The sequence below is a fragment of the Spiroplasma endosymbiont of 'Nebria riversi' genome (genome assembly GCF_018831625.1).
Classification (GTDB): domain Bacteria; phylum Bacillota_I; class Bacilli_A; order Mycoplasmatales; family Nriv7; genus Nriv7.
In genome coordinates this window covers 1,367,507-1,382,223 of record NZ_CP065193.1, presented here as the reverse complement: position 1 = coordinate 1,382,223, position 14,717 = coordinate 1,367,507, and the positions used below count along the sequence as shown (strand labels likewise).

General features: G+C 26.0%; 26 protein-coding genes. 2 read left to right on the top strand and 24 right to left on the bottom strand.

Features of this window, described 5'->3' with window-relative positions:
- Window positions 1–75: 75 nt before the first annotated feature.
- The 15 genes from I5Q57_RS08980 to I5Q57_RS08910 form a co-directional block, all read right to left on the bottom strand.
- On the bottom strand, window positions 76–786 hold the full coding sequence (locus I5Q57_RS08980; RefSeq protein WP_215826201.1) for a DDE-type integrase/transposase/recombinase: 711 nt from the start codon (window positions 784–786) through the stop codon (window positions 76–78).
- A 59-nt stretch (window positions 787–845) separates the two neighbouring features.
- The gene (locus tag I5Q57_RS08975; RefSeq protein ID WP_215826200.1) at window positions 846–1,166 is read right to left on the bottom strand and encodes a hypothetical protein; all 321 of its coding nucleotides are present in this window, start codon (window positions 1,164–1,166) and stop codon (window positions 846–848) included.
- A gap of 74 nt (window positions 1,167–1,240) precedes the next feature.
- A complete protein-coding gene (locus I5Q57_RS08970; protein ID WP_215826199.1) occupies window positions 1,241–1,666 on the bottom strand; it encodes a hypothetical protein in 426 nt (141 codons plus the stop codon).
- Window positions 1,667–1,719: 53 nt separating this feature from the next.
- The gene (locus I5Q57_RS08965; protein ID WP_215826198.1) at window positions 1,720–2,040 is read right to left on the bottom strand and encodes a hypothetical protein; all 321 of its coding nucleotides are present in this window, start codon (window positions 2,038–2,040) and stop codon (window positions 1,720–1,722) included.
- Between the two features lie 39 nt (window positions 2,041–2,079).
- Window positions 2,080–3,108, bottom strand: a complete 1,029-nt coding sequence (locus I5Q57_RS08960) for a hypothetical protein (RefSeq protein ID WP_215826197.1) — start codon at window positions 3,106–3,108, stop codon at window positions 2,080–2,082.
- Entirely contained in the window at window positions 3,053–3,481 is a 429-nt protein-coding gene (locus I5Q57_RS08955) for a hypothetical protein (protein ID WP_215826196.1), read from the bottom strand. Before I5Q57_RS08955 ends, I5Q57_RS08960 begins: the two co-directional genes overlap by 56 nt.
- A gap of 86 nt (window positions 3,482–3,567) precedes the next feature.
- Window positions 3,568–3,951, bottom strand: a complete 384-nt coding sequence (locus tag I5Q57_RS08950; RefSeq protein WP_215826195.1) for a hypothetical protein — start codon at window positions 3,949–3,951, stop codon at window positions 3,568–3,570.
- A gap of 3 nt (window positions 3,952–3,954) precedes the next feature.
- Window positions 3,955–4,200 carry a hypothetical protein gene (locus tag I5Q57_RS08945; protein ID WP_215826194.1) on the bottom strand — a complete coding sequence of 82 codons (246 nt, stop codon included), beginning with the start codon at window positions 4,198–4,200 and terminating at the stop codon, window positions 3,955–3,957.
- 9 nt (window positions 4,201–4,209) lie between these two features.
- Window positions 4,210–4,536: a hypothetical protein gene (locus I5Q57_RS08940; RefSeq protein ID WP_215826193.1), complete on the bottom strand. Its 327-nt coding sequence runs from the start codon at window positions 4,534–4,536 to the stop codon at window positions 4,210–4,212.
- A gap of 12 nt (window positions 4,537–4,548) precedes the next feature.
- On the bottom strand, window positions 4,549–5,538 hold the full coding sequence (locus I5Q57_RS08935; protein ID WP_215826192.1) for a hypothetical protein: 990 nt from the start codon (window positions 5,536–5,538) through the stop codon (window positions 4,549–4,551).
- A 30-nt stretch (window positions 5,539–5,568) separates the two neighbouring features.
- Window positions 5,569–5,805: a hypothetical protein gene (locus tag I5Q57_RS08930; RefSeq protein ID WP_215826191.1), complete on the bottom strand. Its 237-nt coding sequence runs from the start codon at window positions 5,803–5,805 to the stop codon at window positions 5,569–5,571.
- A 15-nt stretch (window positions 5,806–5,820) separates the two neighbouring features.
- Complete coding sequence (locus tag I5Q57_RS08925; protein ID WP_215826190.1) at window positions 5,821–6,015, bottom strand: hypothetical protein; 195 nt, start codon at window positions 6,013–6,015, stop codon at window positions 5,821–5,823.
- A gap of 200 nt (window positions 6,016–6,215) precedes the next feature.
- The gene (locus tag I5Q57_RS08920) at window positions 6,216–6,428 is read right to left on the bottom strand and encodes a hypothetical protein (protein ID WP_215825617.1); all 213 of its coding nucleotides are present in this window, start codon (window positions 6,426–6,428) and stop codon (window positions 6,216–6,218) included.
- Between the two features lie 29 nt (window positions 6,429–6,457).
- On the bottom strand, window positions 6,458–6,634 hold the full coding sequence (locus I5Q57_RS08915) for a hypothetical protein (protein WP_215826189.1): 177 nt from the start codon (window positions 6,632–6,634) through the stop codon (window positions 6,458–6,460).
- 176 nt (window positions 6,635–6,810) lie between these two features.
- A complete protein-coding gene (locus tag I5Q57_RS08910) occupies window positions 6,811–7,143 on the bottom strand; it encodes a hypothetical protein (RefSeq protein ID WP_215826188.1) in 333 nt (110 codons plus the stop codon).
- A 708-nt stretch (window positions 7,144–7,851) separates the two neighbouring features.
- On the opposite strand from I5Q57_RS08910, the gene I5Q57_RS08905 reads away from it, so the two are divergent.
- Together I5Q57_RS08905 and I5Q57_RS09975 are read left to right on the top strand one after the other, a co-directional pair.
- Window positions 7,852–8,562 carry a hypothetical protein gene (locus I5Q57_RS08905; protein WP_215826187.1) on the top strand — a complete coding sequence of 237 codons (711 nt, stop codon included), beginning with the start codon at window positions 7,852–7,854 and terminating at the stop codon, window positions 8,560–8,562.
- Window positions 8,559–8,975 (top strand): two-component regulator propeller domain-containing protein, encoded by a 417-nt coding sequence (locus I5Q57_RS09975; protein ID WP_215827093.1) that lies wholly within the window; start codon window positions 8,559–8,561, stop codon window positions 8,973–8,975. The genes I5Q57_RS08905 and I5Q57_RS09975 overlap by 4 nt, the downstream gene beginning before the upstream one ends.
- A 146-nt stretch (window positions 8,976–9,121) precedes the next feature.
- Here I5Q57_RS09975 and I5Q57_RS08895 read toward each other — a convergent pair whose 3' ends face one another.
- From I5Q57_RS08895 to I5Q57_RS08855, 9 genes are all read right to left on the bottom strand, one after another.
- Window positions 9,122–9,493 carry an integrase core domain-containing protein gene (locus tag I5Q57_RS08895; protein ID WP_215826186.1) on the bottom strand — a complete coding sequence of 124 codons (372 nt, stop codon included), beginning with the start codon at window positions 9,491–9,493 and terminating at the stop codon, window positions 9,122–9,124.
- A complete protein-coding gene (locus tag I5Q57_RS08890) occupies window positions 9,466–9,993 on the bottom strand; it encodes a hypothetical protein (RefSeq protein WP_215826185.1) in 528 nt (175 codons plus the stop codon). Before I5Q57_RS08890 ends, I5Q57_RS08895 begins: the two co-directional genes overlap by 28 nt.
- Before the next feature lie 588 nt (window positions 9,994–10,581).
- Window positions 10,582–11,970, bottom strand: coding sequence for a hypothetical protein (locus I5Q57_RS08885; protein WP_215826184.1), 1,389 nt, complete (start codon window positions 11,968–11,970; stop codon window positions 10,582–10,584).
- Between the two features lie 210 nt (window positions 11,971–12,180).
- The gene (locus I5Q57_RS08880; RefSeq protein ID WP_215826183.1) at window positions 12,181–12,510 is read right to left on the bottom strand and encodes a hypothetical protein; all 330 of its coding nucleotides are present in this window, start codon (window positions 12,508–12,510) and stop codon (window positions 12,181–12,183) included.
- Between the two features lie 27 nt (window positions 12,511–12,537).
- Entirely contained in the window at window positions 12,538–12,792 is a 255-nt protein-coding gene (locus I5Q57_RS08875; protein ID WP_215825736.1) for a hypothetical protein, read from the bottom strand.
- Window positions 12,793–12,801: 9 nt separating this feature from the next.
- Window positions 12,802–13,128, bottom strand: coding sequence for a hypothetical protein (locus I5Q57_RS08870; RefSeq protein ID WP_215826182.1), 327 nt, complete (start codon window positions 13,126–13,128; stop codon window positions 12,802–12,804).
- A gap of 13 nt (window positions 13,129–13,141) precedes the next feature.
- Complete coding sequence (locus tag I5Q57_RS08865; RefSeq protein WP_215826181.1) at window positions 13,142–14,125, bottom strand: hypothetical protein; 984 nt, start codon at window positions 14,123–14,125, stop codon at window positions 13,142–13,144.
- Window positions 14,126–14,162: 37 nt separating this feature from the next.
- Window positions 14,163–14,408: a hypothetical protein gene (locus tag I5Q57_RS08860; protein ID WP_215826180.1), complete on the bottom strand. Its 246-nt coding sequence runs from the start codon at window positions 14,406–14,408 to the stop codon at window positions 14,163–14,165.
- Window positions 14,409–14,423: 15 nt separating this feature from the next.
- Window positions 14,424–14,654 (bottom strand): hypothetical protein, encoded by a 231-nt coding sequence (locus I5Q57_RS08855; RefSeq protein ID WP_215826179.1) that lies wholly within the window; start codon window positions 14,652–14,654, stop codon window positions 14,424–14,426.
- Window positions 14,655–14,717: the final 63 nt, after the last annotated feature.

The following is a 14,717-nucleotide window of genomic DNA, read 5'->3' as shown; positions in this document are numbered from 1 at the left end:
AAATATTTAATTTAATAGCGATTGTAACAATAAGTTAAATATTTTATAAAAAACAATTATTCAAACTTCTAGAAACTACTTTGTTAGAAGTTTTTGTAATGTTTGAAATGGAGTTTTAGTGTTTAAAGGTGAATGACGGCGTTCAAAATTGTAAAAGTAATAATATTTGTTTAAATAATGTTGAAGTTCATTTTGATTTAATTTTTTGTCCTTAGCATAAAATAATTTGCTATAATGTTGGTGGAATCGTTCAATCTTTCCATTTGATTGTGGCGAACGAATCGGTGTGGTTTCGTGGACAATTCCGTTCCTCGAAAGAAAGGTTGTAAAATGCCTTTCTTTTACTTTGTACGATTTTTTATTACTTCAGTTAGTAGTAGTAAATTCAGGAGCATTATCAGTTCTAATGCGTTTAACTGTTATTCCAAGTTCGTTAAAATCTTTCATTGCTCTTTGTACGGCATTAACCGCATTATTAGTTCCTAAACTATCATAAACATAACCAAATACTATCCGCGTTATTTCGTCAATGAAATCATAAATGTAATATTTTTTATTAACCGGAAAATTTGATGGGGTAATGATTTTGGCATCCATTTGTAAAATATCAATCTCGGAGACTTCATAACGCTTAAAATGGAGTTTTGTTTGTTTGTTTTGCTGCTTTAATTCTTTTCAACGAGGGTCGGATTTAATTCAACGATAAAAAGTTTTGATATTTTTTGGAACTTCTGAATTTTTAATATCATGAAAACCGATTTTTAAATTGTTAAATAAAGACAACATTCCACCGGCTTTGATATTTTTGTAATCAAAATATAAATCACATACTTTTTTGCGAAAATTTAAACTATATTGATAATTAAGATTTTGTCATTTAGTGGTTTTGTAGTTTTAAACAATAACAAATCTAAATTGTCAGAATAATAAGCGGTCATAATTTTTTGTGCCCAACGATAAAAGGTTTTCGTTGCATTCTTAAAATATTTTTTAATAAGTTTTGTTAAAGTAATTTCTTCAATATAGAAATAAGTACATAAATTTAAATAGGCAGTAATGCGTTTTTTAGTTTTATAGTAATAAGGATTACGGCAATTAGCACTTAATCAACTTTGGATTTTTGCTTTTAAATCTGCTAAATCGTCTTGGGAAATAATATATTTCATTTTTTAAACTCCTTAAATTAAGAAAACCGTATTACAAAAAATACGATTTTCAAGAATATTTATTAAATTACTAATTAACTAAACTTTTTTGCCGAGAAAAAAATTAAGGAATAAGGACTTAAGTTTCTTAATTTAATCACAACATCAACTACTTTTGGAATAGTATAAATTTTTTTACTACCCATAGATTGAAAGGCTCCATATTTTTGAAAAAAATCTTTTATAGATAGAAAAGCTTGACTATCCATAAAAAAAGGCAAACGATTGGGATAATTTTTATTTTGATTTTTGACATCATTAGGTAATTCAATATCAAATTTAGATAAATCAAAATAAGCACCAGAATCAACAACAAGAGTAATATTTAATAAACTAGCAAATTTTAACTCACAACTATTATTGCAAATACTATCTTTTTTTAGTTTAGAAACAGCCACTTTACTACATCCAAAAATAAATATTACACACACTAAATTTAAAGTTGATAAAAATTTTCGCATAAAGAAAAATCCTCCTTTCAAAGGAATTATATTATAAAAAATAATGGTAATATTTAAGAGAACTTTTTTAATATCATTAATAAGATTGCTAATGGCACTACAAATTCAAATAACATCTGAAATGCCGGAATAACTTCAAACACCGGAAAGGAAGTTTTCGTAAAATTAATTGTTGTTTTGGCAATATCCGCAAGGGGGCGAATTAAAAGATTAATCCCTGAAAGACCAAGTAATCAATTCAACATACTAACAGAAGCGTGCTGAATGCCACATAATATGGCGCTAAATAAACCCCAATAAGAACAGTTGGGTGCAGGAATTAAGTCATCCATATTACCACTTATTCTGCCGCGAATAAAAGCTGTTGAATTCAAAATATTAAAATCATATAAAGAATAATGATATTCAGTGCTTTAATTTTGTTTTTTATATAGTGGGAAAGTTAGCGTAAAAATATTAATTCCATATATCACATCAACTTTGGCATTGTAAAAATGCAGTTTATTACTAGTGGCGTTCCATAATTGGTTATCATACGCTTTTAAAACATTAAAATCTATTTGATAAGAACTTTTACCAGTATTAAAACCATTGGCAATTTGTTTATCTTTAACAAAGAAATAGGAACGAAAAATCATATTCTTACTATTTTCCGTTGTTGAACCAAAGTTAATTAAATACTGTTTGGGATAAAAAGTAATTAAAGAACGATAGAAAAAACCCATTTGTAAAACATTTTTAGGAATTTCTTGCATTCCTTTGTAATCTAATTCTACATAAGTAGAAGCATCCATATCAAAACTCGCATAAAAGAATTGTGTAAAAAAACCGCCTAAAACTTTATAAATTTTATTAAATAAATCATTAATGAAATCAATAGTTAAATCTTTTTGGTAATAAAGCATAAAATCTTTAAAATCAGTTTTTAATTTGTCATCATATCGTAAAAAATGGAAGGTATTACCATAATAATTAACTTGTCCAAAAAAGGTATTAATAAAATCTCCTCCAAAACTTGTTCGAGACCCAGATTTTCAAAGCGATTTACCATTTTCTAAAAACTCATTATAACCCACAATACTACCATGCTCAGTTTTTATAGTAATAACATCACCAAAACTAGAAAAGGAAAGTTCTCTAAAAATAACTTTTTCAATGAAACCAGGCGGATATAAATTTTTGCGACTTAAACTAAATTTACTATTCTTTTTAAAGCCATTTAACTTAATTGACATTTCACTCATATATTTAAAATTATCATCAAAGAAATTAAAAATTGGGACTCAATATAAATAGCTATAATTAAATTTATCAAAATCTCGACGTTGTATCATTAAATAATCTAGCTTATCTTGAAACTGATTATACTGATATTCGCCATCACTTTTAGTTATCTCAGTAGGTAATGGTTGCTCTGCTTCTTTTTCTGGTAAAGGGGGCATTTGTGCCGAGAAAAAAATTAAGGAATAAGGACTTAATTAAGTTTCTTAATTTAATCACAACATCAACTACTTTTGGAATAGTATAAATTTTTTTACTACCCATAGATTGAAAGGCTCCATATTTTTGAAAAAAATCTTTTATAGACAGAAAAGCTTGACTATCCATAAAAAAAGGCAAACGATTGGGATAATTTTTATTTTGATTTTTGACATCATTAGGTAATTCAATATCAAATTTAGATAAATAAAAATAAGCACCAGAATCAACAACAAGAGTAATATTTAATAAACTAGCAAATTTTAACTCATAACTTTCACTACAATGGCCAGGATTAGTTGCTCGTTTTTCTCGCTTTATAAAAGATTGTTCCATATTAGGTTTTGGTGGTTGTTTTGTATCAAAGAAACGCCCCTAATGGCACCAAACTAATAAACATTATAATAAATCAAGAAATAATCTTATCCATCTCATCACGCTTTAAAATTCTTTTTCATTGTTTTAATAGCATCAGAAAATTTATATTGACTATGTTGTGGACATTCACAATTAGCAACTTGCATTTGATGCTTTTTAAAAACTTTATTAAAGTAATAACCCCTAATAATTAACTTAATACCAATTATTAACAAATAAACCATTAATAATCAAAAATACACTTTAAGAAATACATTTTGAAAATCAAATAATATAAAATCTTTAAAAAATCCATCTATATTAGTTCTAATTCTTGTTAAAAATACTCAAATCATAACCATAACAGTATGAAATATAATAAAAAAATGCATAAAACCTAAAATGCTTTTAAATCATTTAATACCTAATATTCTCTTTAACTTTTTCATTTTTTAACTCCTTAAAATTAAATATATTGTTGATAAAATACAAATCGTTCCTAAAATTTGGAAAATCGGATGTTGAGAAAATAACCTTATCATTGGTTTAAAAAAATCTAAAATTTTAATATTATTTGATAGAACTTTATTAAAATATTCTAAACCCTCACGCACATGGGCTCATAAACCTAAAAAGTCATTTAAAGCAAAAATATAAAAAACAGCAACAAGAATAAATAAAATTATCAATTTAAACATTTTAAAAACCTACCTTTTTATTCGCCGTCCATGTTGGTTAACTCACGGTCTATTTTTAGGGCTATTACCACTGAATTTCATAATTGGACCACTAGATGATTTTTTCTTAGCTCCTCAATTAGCAACTGATTTTCGATATTTTTTACGAAAACCAACTTTTGGTCGTTCAATATGAATAACTAAAATGCCACCAATTACAAGATTTATCACAAGCATAATTAGTGGGAAAATAATAATGCGAATATCTGTTCCAGGAATGGTTAAAGTTCAAATTAAATCAAAAACTTTATAAAACATATCGCCAGTCAAACTAGCCATTTTTTCTAAGTTTTCCATTTTTAAATCCCTTTACTTGTTTTTCTTCTTTAGATTATTTTTTAACTTAGTAAGTATCTTACTGAATTTTTCCATTTTTAAATATTCTAATGCTTCAATATCCATTACATTATCATTTCAAAATTTATGTTGATAATTATCATTCAAAGCACGATTACTTAATTCGCGCAAGAATGATAAATATTTATTATCGTAAAGGTTTAAAATTGACATCGTAATTTTCAATTTAAAGAAATAAATGTCTAACTCCGGAATGCTACGATACTTAATTTTGCGACCTTTTTTATCATTTTTAGCATTAATTAAAGTTAATCGTCATTGTTCGTATTCGCTCGCCAATTTAAAAGTGCCATAAATAACTTGTAAATAAGGACGAAAGATACTAACCGGTTTTTTTCTAATGCCAACAATTATTGAATTCGCAATATCACGAACTTTAACTCATATATGTTCGGCTCGTTGTCCGCTTGCTAATACGATATGAGTAAATTGCCGTGCTGAAGCGAAATATTCTTGTAAACCTTGGGTTACTCTATCATTTTCTTTATAATCAGTTCCTTCTAAAAATAAATTAGTTTCATCTCATAACAATAAATGTTTTTCATCTAAAATTGGATAATTATAATCTAATAAAGACATATGTCCTAATGAAAGCATTTGTTTATTGGTAATCGGAGAAGTAGAAATCATTTTTCAATCGCTTAATAAGTAAGGAGCTAAAACCATTAAAGCGTTTTTCCCAGTCCCTAAGGCACCAATTACTAAATTTAAGGGTGAATTTAATAAGAAATTAATAAAACTACGACGAGCAAAAAAATGAGAAATTTTAGTATATAAAATATACAAAGCAATTAATAAATAAATAATATCAAATAACATTCTTCAACTTTGAGGATTATAATAATGCAAAATCGCACCATAGAATCACGCAATAATAAATAAAGCGCGATTTAAAGCGACAAAATCATATAATCTTAAATTTATTTTTTTAAACAATAACATCCGTAAATCACACTTTCTTTATTTTTATTATTATCTGCCAGGCATTAATTTTTCAAACATTTTGAAAGCGATTAAAAATAAACCAATAATCACGCCAAGCAAGAAAACTCAATATGTAGCAAAAAAATTAACGACATTTGGCATATTACCACCAATAATATCAGTTCAAATATTACCGAACGCTGTAATTAATGCTTTTCATAAGTTATTAACCGCTTGTTCACCAGTAATTTTTGCTGGTGCCTCGGCCAAAAAAGTTCCAATCATATAATTACCCACTTTCTAAACAAAATATGATTTAACCTTATAAAATAGGATAACCATAAATAAGACAATGAATACTAATACCATTCAAAAAGCAATGTTTGCCATTAAAAGTCAAAGCGTTTCTTGAGTTAAATCAATTTCTTTACCAGAAACTCACGCCGGAATAGTTGTAATTTGGATAAATAAATCTCAAAAATACAATTTTGTCATTTCTCAATCTAAATCTTTTTAAACAACTAAAAACATAATAATTACCGCTTAAAAGGTCAAAAGAGTAGAAAAATAATGGCTGAAAACAGCATTACAATTATTAAAATTGAAAACAAAAATACAACTTGGGGTGGTAAATCGGCAGTTGGATAAATTAATTCAATTAACTCAATAATTATTTTTTTAAACATTTTCTAAAACTACTTTTTAATTTCTTTTTCATCTTGTTCTAACAAATTTCGTTTAAACTTTGCAATAAATATTCGTTGTGAATAAGTAAAATCTTTTGGTAGCTGTTTTGCTTCACTACCATATTTCTTTTTATCTTTAAAAAACCGATAAATATTAACCGCAATATAATATGCGAGTAATAATGTTAAAATCGTAAAAAATACTAATCCAAATATACTCATCTTTCTTTTCTCCTTAATTTTCTAATCTTTTAATATGCAATATCAACACAAAGTCAATTATCACCGACTAAATCAGTTCTAACAGATTCAACTGCAGATTTAGACGCTCAAATTTTTTGTTCTAATCCAGTTTTTTTATTAATAGAATATATAAACTCTTGACAATAATCTTTGCCAGGCTCATCCACACTAACTCACATTTTCATTTCTAAAACTCCTCAAAAAAATTGCAATAACTTAGTTAAATAACTCAACTAACATAGATAATTAACGGGCGGAGCATACGCTTTCAGCACCGTTTAAACACCTTAAAAATCAACCTAAATTTTTTTAAACTATAAAATATAATTTACCTCTATTCTTAAAATGGCTTAAAACACCTTTAAAATGAATTTTTAAAATAATTAAAACTTACATCCTTTTTAGCAATCTCTTTCTCCGCAACAAAAAAACCTAACAACTCATGACCTAAAATCAAACTAGATTCTTGACCTTTCTTATTATTAACTAAAACCAACTGATACTCACCATCTTTAATTATTCCTATACAAATAGAATTCTCATATTTTCCTTTATAAACAAATCATTTCGAAAACCAAATACCAGTAGATTCATACAATCACGGAATTGCTGGTGCTTTAATAAGTACTGCATTTTGCGTTTCTTTTAAAAGATATTTTTCAGTATTTAAAAAAATATTTTCAATATTTCGCATACACATAACTCCTTACAAATATATTTAGTTATATTAAACTAAGTTATATTTAACTTAGTCTTTTAACTTAGTTCAATATATTTCTCTTTAAATTCTTTCTTTAAACTAAATTAACATAACTTGTTAGTAAACTTCGTTTACTAAAAAACTTAGTTTATCAACAACAAGGCACAAAAAATACAAGGCATAACTAAAAATAATAAATATTAATTTAACCTTATATTTCTTGTAATAAATAAATGAGCTCGTATTTATTTATTAATTAACAGCAAGTTTGTAGAAACCAAAATCTTGTCATATGTATATGGTTTCTACAAAATTAAAAAAAGTATGTAATATACCACAGACTTATGACAAGTACAAGTGATTTTTTAAAAAAGGTCGCGTTTAGTTTTCTTAGGTATTGTTTATTTTTGTTATAAAAAATTATTTTAATATTGTTTTTATAAGCATTTTACTTAGTTTCTATAACCTTTTATTGAGATTATGTTTGTTAATATTAAATATTTTGTTTTATTACTTATTTTTTAAATAAAAAGGTGCTCAATTTTTAGTTTCTTTTCTTTCGAAATTATTCAAACATTTTCCCACATAACAAAACTTTATGCGTCCTTTAAAAAGGAATGATAAATTATAAAATTTGGAGAAAGGAAAAGGTGTTATAAATTTTATTAATTAGCAAAAATTCACGAAAGGAATTTGATTGATATGAAAAAACTTTTAGGATTATTTGGGACAATAACAATAGCGGGAAGCGGAATGACCGGAATTGTCGGAAATGCACCAGCTCAAACAAAAAATGAAATTAAAAAAGAATATATAATTACAAAAATATTAGGTATAAATCAAAGAATTAGTTCTATGGCAATCGATAGTCAAAGTAATGTATATTATGGTACTGAAAGCGGACTTGTTTATAAATTAAAAAATAATGAAGTAATTGTATCAACAATTAATGGTACAGAAAATAATTCTCGTATTGAATCAATAACAATAGATAATAATGATAATGTTTATTTTGCCACATCTACGGGTGGATATAAATTAAAAAATAATGAAATAACTGCAATAAAAATTTTAGGAATAAAAGATTATGTTTGATTATCACTAATTGATAGTCAAAATATTGTATATTTTGTTTCCAATAATGATGGAATTTATAAATTAATTAATAATAAAAGTAACGCAGAAAAAATACCTAATATAATAGGTAAAGTTTCAACTTTTATTATTGATAAAAATGATAATAAATTTTATTGAATAGAAAATAAAGGAATTTTTTTATTAAAAAACGGTGAAGATAAACCAATAAAAATATGTGGAATAAAACGAGTTTGAGGATTTTTAACTTTTGTTGATAATAACAATAATATATATATTGGAGCAAATAAAAAAATGGATATTCTCTTTATGTTATAAAAAATAATGAAAATTGAGGAACAAAAATTAAAAATATAAATACACAAGTCCGTTCAATTGCGGTTGATAATAACAATAATATCTATATTGGAACAGATAATAAAGGAGCTTTTTTCTTATCTACAGTTGAATTAACAAAAGAAAAACCAAAGGCTATACAAATTAGCGAATTAGGAACTAATTATGGAATTGATATTATTGCAGTTGATAATAATAATAATGTTTTTTTTGGTATAAACAACATTGGACTTTATATAATTGAAAATAATACAAAAATACCAAGAAAAATTAATGAAATAAATAGTAGTGTATTTATTATTAAAATTAGTAATCAAAATAATAAAGTATATGTATCTGAAGCGAATTATAAATCTACAATGGATGTAGAATACCTAATTAATATTATTAATTAACCAGATAAATATCATAATAGTAAAAAATGTAGTGTAAAGAAAATTAAAAAATATTATTAATTTTAGAACCAATCAGTTCAACAACAACTGGAACAACAAATTTAATTTCTTGTAAAAAGAAAATAACAATTTAAAATATAGACAAATTATTTTCTTAAAAATTTTTGTAATGTTTGAAATGGCGTTTTAGTGTTTAATGATGAATGACAGCGTTCAAAGTTGTAAAAGTAATAATATTTGTTTAAATAATGTTGAAGTTCATTTTGATTTAATTTTTTATCCTTGGAATAAAATAATTTGGTATAATGTTGATGAAACCGCTCGATTTTACCGTTACTCTGTGGCGAACGAATCGTCGTGGTTTCGTGGACAATTCCGTTTCTCGAAAGAAAGGTTGTAAAAGGCCTTTCTTTTACTTTGTATGCTTTTTTATTACTTCAATTAGTAGTAGTAAATTCCGGAGCATTGTCAGTACGAAGGCGTTTAATGGTTATGCCAAGTTCGCCGAAATCTTTCATTGATCTTTGCGTTCTTTTCAACGAGGGTCAGATTTAATTCAGCGATAAAAAGTTTTGATATTTTTCGGAACTTCTGAATTTTTGACATCGTGAAAACCAATTTTTAAATTATTAAATAAAGACCACATTCCGCCGGCTTGAAGATTTTTGTAATCAAAATATAAATCACATACTTTTTTGCGAGAATTTAAACTATATTGATAATTAAGATTTTGTGGCTTTGTAGTTTTAAACAATAACAAATTTAAATTGTCAGAATAATAAGCGGTCATAATTTTTTCTGCCCAACGATAAAAGGTTTTCGTTGCATTCTTAAAATATTTTTTAATAAGTTTTGTTAAAGTAATTTCTTCAATATAGAAATAAGTACATAAATTTAAATAGGCAGTAATGCGTTTTTTAGTTTTATAGTAATAAGGATTACGACAATTAGCACTTAATCAACTTTGTGCTTTTGCTTTTAAATCTGCTAAATCAGCTTGGGAAATAATATATTTCATTTTTTAAACTCCTTAAATTAAGAAAACCGTATTACAAAAAATACGATTTTCAAAAATATTTATTAAATTACTAATTTTTTTTATTAGATATTTCTGCTGAGAATGAAGTGATATGAAACATTTTCGTGTTAAGACCTTGTGGAACTTTTTTATTAAGAAATACTTTAAAATTAATTAAATTATCAATAAAATAAAATTCTTTAAAAGGCTTGGACTTATAAGAACCATTAGAACGATAAAAGTTATTAATTTGATTATAACCAGCACTATCTTTGTCAACAAATAATTGAAGGGCTGGTCTTTGAACAAAATCGCCATTACCTAGTTGAATATCAAAATCACTAGAAAGCTTTAAATCAGTAGCATCAATTTCTAAATGATATGAACCCTGACCATAACCACTAATTACTCAAGCACTTTTACCAATTTTATAAAATTATAATTTATATGTTTTTAAATCATTGCTATTTTTACTACATCCAGAAATAAACATTACACACACTAAATTTAAAGCTGACAAAAATTTTAACATATCAAAAATACTCCTTTCGAAAAGAATTATATTTTATATAAAAATATTGGAAACATTTAAGAAAACTTTTTTAATATCATTAGCAAAATTGCTAAGGGCACTACAAATTCAAATAACATCTGAAATGCTGGAATAACTTCAAACACCGGAAAGGCAGTTTTGGTAAAATTAATTGTTGTTTTGGCAATATCCGCAAGGGGGCGAATTAAAAGATTAATCCCTGAAAGACCAAGTAATCAATTCAACACACTAACAGAAGCGTGCTGAATACCACAAGATATGGCACTAAATAAACCCCAATAAAAACAGTTGGGTGTAGGAATTAAATCATCCGTATTACCACTTATTCCGCCACCAATAAAAGCTGTTGAATTCAAAATATTAAAATCGTATAAAGAATAATGATATTCAGTGCTTTCATTTTTCTTTTTATATAGCGGGAAAGTCAGTGTAAAAATATTAATTCCATACATTACATCGACTTTAGCATTATAAAAATGCAGTTTATCACTAGTCGCGTTTCATAATTGGTTATCATATGCTTTTAACACATTAAAATCTATTTGATAAGAACTTTTACCAGTATTAAAACCATTGGCAATTTGTTTATCTTTAACAAAGAAATAGGAACGAAAAATCATATTCTTACTATTTTCGATTGTTGAACCAAAGTTAATTAAATACTGTTTGGGATAAAAGGTAATTAAGGAACGATAGAAAAAACCCATTTGTAAAACATTTTTAGGAATTTGTTGCATTCCTTTGTAATCTAATTCTACAAAAGTAGAAGCATCTGTGTCAAAACTCGCATAAAATAATTGTACAAAATACTCACCTAAATATTTATAAAGTTTATTAAATAAATCATTAATGAAATCAATAGTTAAATCTTTTTGGTAATAAAACATAAAATCTTTAAAATTAATCTTTAATTTATCATCGTAACGTAGAAAATGAAAAGTATTATCATAATAATTAACTTGTCCAAAAAAGGTATTAATAAAATCTTCTCCAAAACTTGTTCGCGAGCCAGATTTTCAAAGCGATTTACCATTTTCTAAAAACTCATTATAACTCACAATGCTACCATGCTCAGTTTTTATAGTAATAACATCACCAAAACTAGAAAAGGAAAGTTCTCTAAAAATAACTTCTTCAATAAAACCAGACGGATATGAATTTTTGCGATTTAAACTAAATTTACTATTTTGTTTAAAACCATTTAATTTAATTGAAATTTCACTCATATATTTAAAATTATCATCAAAGAAATTAAAAATTGGCACTCAATATAAATAACTATAATTAAATTTATCAAAATCTCGGCGTTGTATCATTAAATAATTAAGTTTATCTTGAAACTGATTATACTGATATTCACCATCATTTTTAGTTATTACTGTTGGTAATAATTGCTCGTTATCTTTTTCAGGTAAAGGAGGCATTTCCGCTGAGAATGAAGTGATATGAAACATTTTCGTGTTAAGACCTTGTGGAACTTTTTTATTAAGAAATACTTTAAAATTAATTAAATTATCAATAAAATAAAATTCTTTAAAAGTCTTGGACTTATAAGAACCATTAGAACGATAAAAGTTATTAATTTGATTATAACCAGCACTATCTTTGTCAACAAATAATTGAAGGGCTGGTCTTTAAACAAAATCGCCATTACCTATTTGAATATCAAAATCACTAGAAAGCTTTAAATCAGTAGCATCAATTTCTAAATGATATGAATCCTGACCATAACGACTAATTATTCAAGCACTTTTACCAATCTTGGAAAACTCTAATTCACAACTTTCACCACATTGATTGGGGTTTATAGCTCATTTTTGTCGTTTCATAAAGAATTGTTCGATATTAGGTTTTGGTGGTTGTTTTGTATCAAAAACAACACTATGAAGTATAATAAAAAAATGTATAAAACCTAAAATGCTTTTAAATCATTTAATACTTAATATTTTATTTAACTTTTTCATTTTTTAACTCCTTTCAAAGTATTTTTTTTATTCAGTAGGTCCTCTTAAAATTAAATATATTGTTGATAAAATACAAATCGTTCCTAAAATTTGGAAAATCGGATGTTGGGAAAATAACCTTATCATTGGTTTAAACAAATCTAAAATTTTAATATTTTTTGATAAAACTTTATTAAAATATTCTAAACCCTCACGCACATAGGCTCATAAACCTAAAAAATCACCTAAAGCAAAAATAGAAAAAACAGAAACAAGAATAAATAATATTATTAATTTAAACATTTTCTAAACCTACCTTTTTATTTGCCGTCCATGTTGATTAACTCACGGTCTATTTTTAGGGCTATTACCACTGAATTTCTTAATTGAACCACTAGATGATTTTTTCTTAGCTCCTCAATTAGCAACTGATTTTCGATATTTTTTACGAAAACCAACTTTTGGTCGTTCAATATGAATACCTAAAATGCCACCAATTACAAGATTTATCACAAGCATAATTAGCGGAAAAATAATAATGCGAATATCTGTTCCAGGAATGGTTAAAGTTCAAATTAAATCAAAAACTTTATAAAACATATCGCCAATCAAACTAGCCATTTTTTCTAAGTTTTCCATTTTTTAAACTCCTTTACTTGTTTTTCTTCTTCAGATTATTTTTTAACTTAGTAAGTATCTTACTGAATTTTTCCATTTTTAAATATTCTAATGCTTCAATATCCATTACATTATCATTTCAAAATTTATGTTGATAATTATCATTCAAAGCACGATTACTTAATTCACGCAAGAATGATAAATATTTATTATCGTAAAGGTTTAAAATTGACATCGGAATTTTCAATTTAAAGAAATAAATATCTAATTCCGGAATGCTACGATACTTGATTTTGCGACCTTTTTTATCATTTTTAGCATTAATCAGAGTTAAACGTCATTGTTCGTATTCGCTTACCGATTTAAAAGTACCATAAATAACTTGTAAATAAGGACGAAAGATGCTAACTGGTTTTTTTCTAATGCCAACAATTATTGAATTCGCAATATCACGAACTTTAACTCATATATGTTCGGCTCGTTGTCCGCTTGCTAATACGATATGGGTAAATTGGCGAGCCGAAGCGAAATATTCTTGTAAACCCTGGGTTACCCTATCATTTTCTTTATAGTCAGTTCCTTCTAAAAATAAGTTAGTTTCATCTCATAACAGCAAATGCTTTTCTTCTAATATCGGATAATTATAATCCAATAAAGACATATGCCCTAATGAAAGCATTTGTTTATCCGTAATTGGAAAAGTAGAAATCGTTTTTCAACCACTTAATAAGTAAAAAGCTAAAACCATTAAAGCGGTTTTTCCAGTCCCTAAGGCACCAATTACTAAATTTAGAGGCGAATTTAATAAGAAATTAATAAAACTTCGACGAGCAAAGAAATGAGAAATTTTAGTATATAGAATATACAAAGCAATTAATAAATAAATAATATCAAATAACATTCGTCAACTTTGCGGATTATAATAATGCAAAATCGCACCATAAAATCACGCAAAAATAAATAAAGTGCGATTTAAAGCGACAAAATCATATAATCTTAAATTTATTTTTTTAAACAATAGCATCACTTAAATCACACTTTCTTTATTTTTATTACTATCTGCCGGGCATTAATTTTTCAAACATTTTGAAAGCGATTAAAAATAAACCAATAATCACACCAAGCAAGAAAACTCAATATGTAGCAAAGAAATTAACGACATTTGGCATATTACCACCAATAATATCAGTTCAAATATTACCAAATGCTTTAATTAATGCTTTTCATAAGTTAGTAACCGCTTGTTCACCAGTAATTGCTACTGGTGGTGTTGTTGCTCCATCAAGAAAAATTCTAAACATATAATCACCCCCTTTCTAAACAAAATATGATTTAACCTTATAAAATAAAATAAACATAAATAAGACGATGAATACTAATACCATTCAAAACGCAATATTTGCTATTAAAAGTCAAAGTGGTTCTTTCATTAAATCAATTTCTTTACCAGAAACTCACGCCGGAATAGTTGTAATTTGGATAAATAAATCTCAAAAATACAATTTTGTCATTTCTCAATCTAAATCTTTTCAAGCAACTAAAAACATAATAATTACCGCTTAAAAGGTCAAAAGAGTAGAAAAATAATTGTGGAGAAGAGCATTACAATT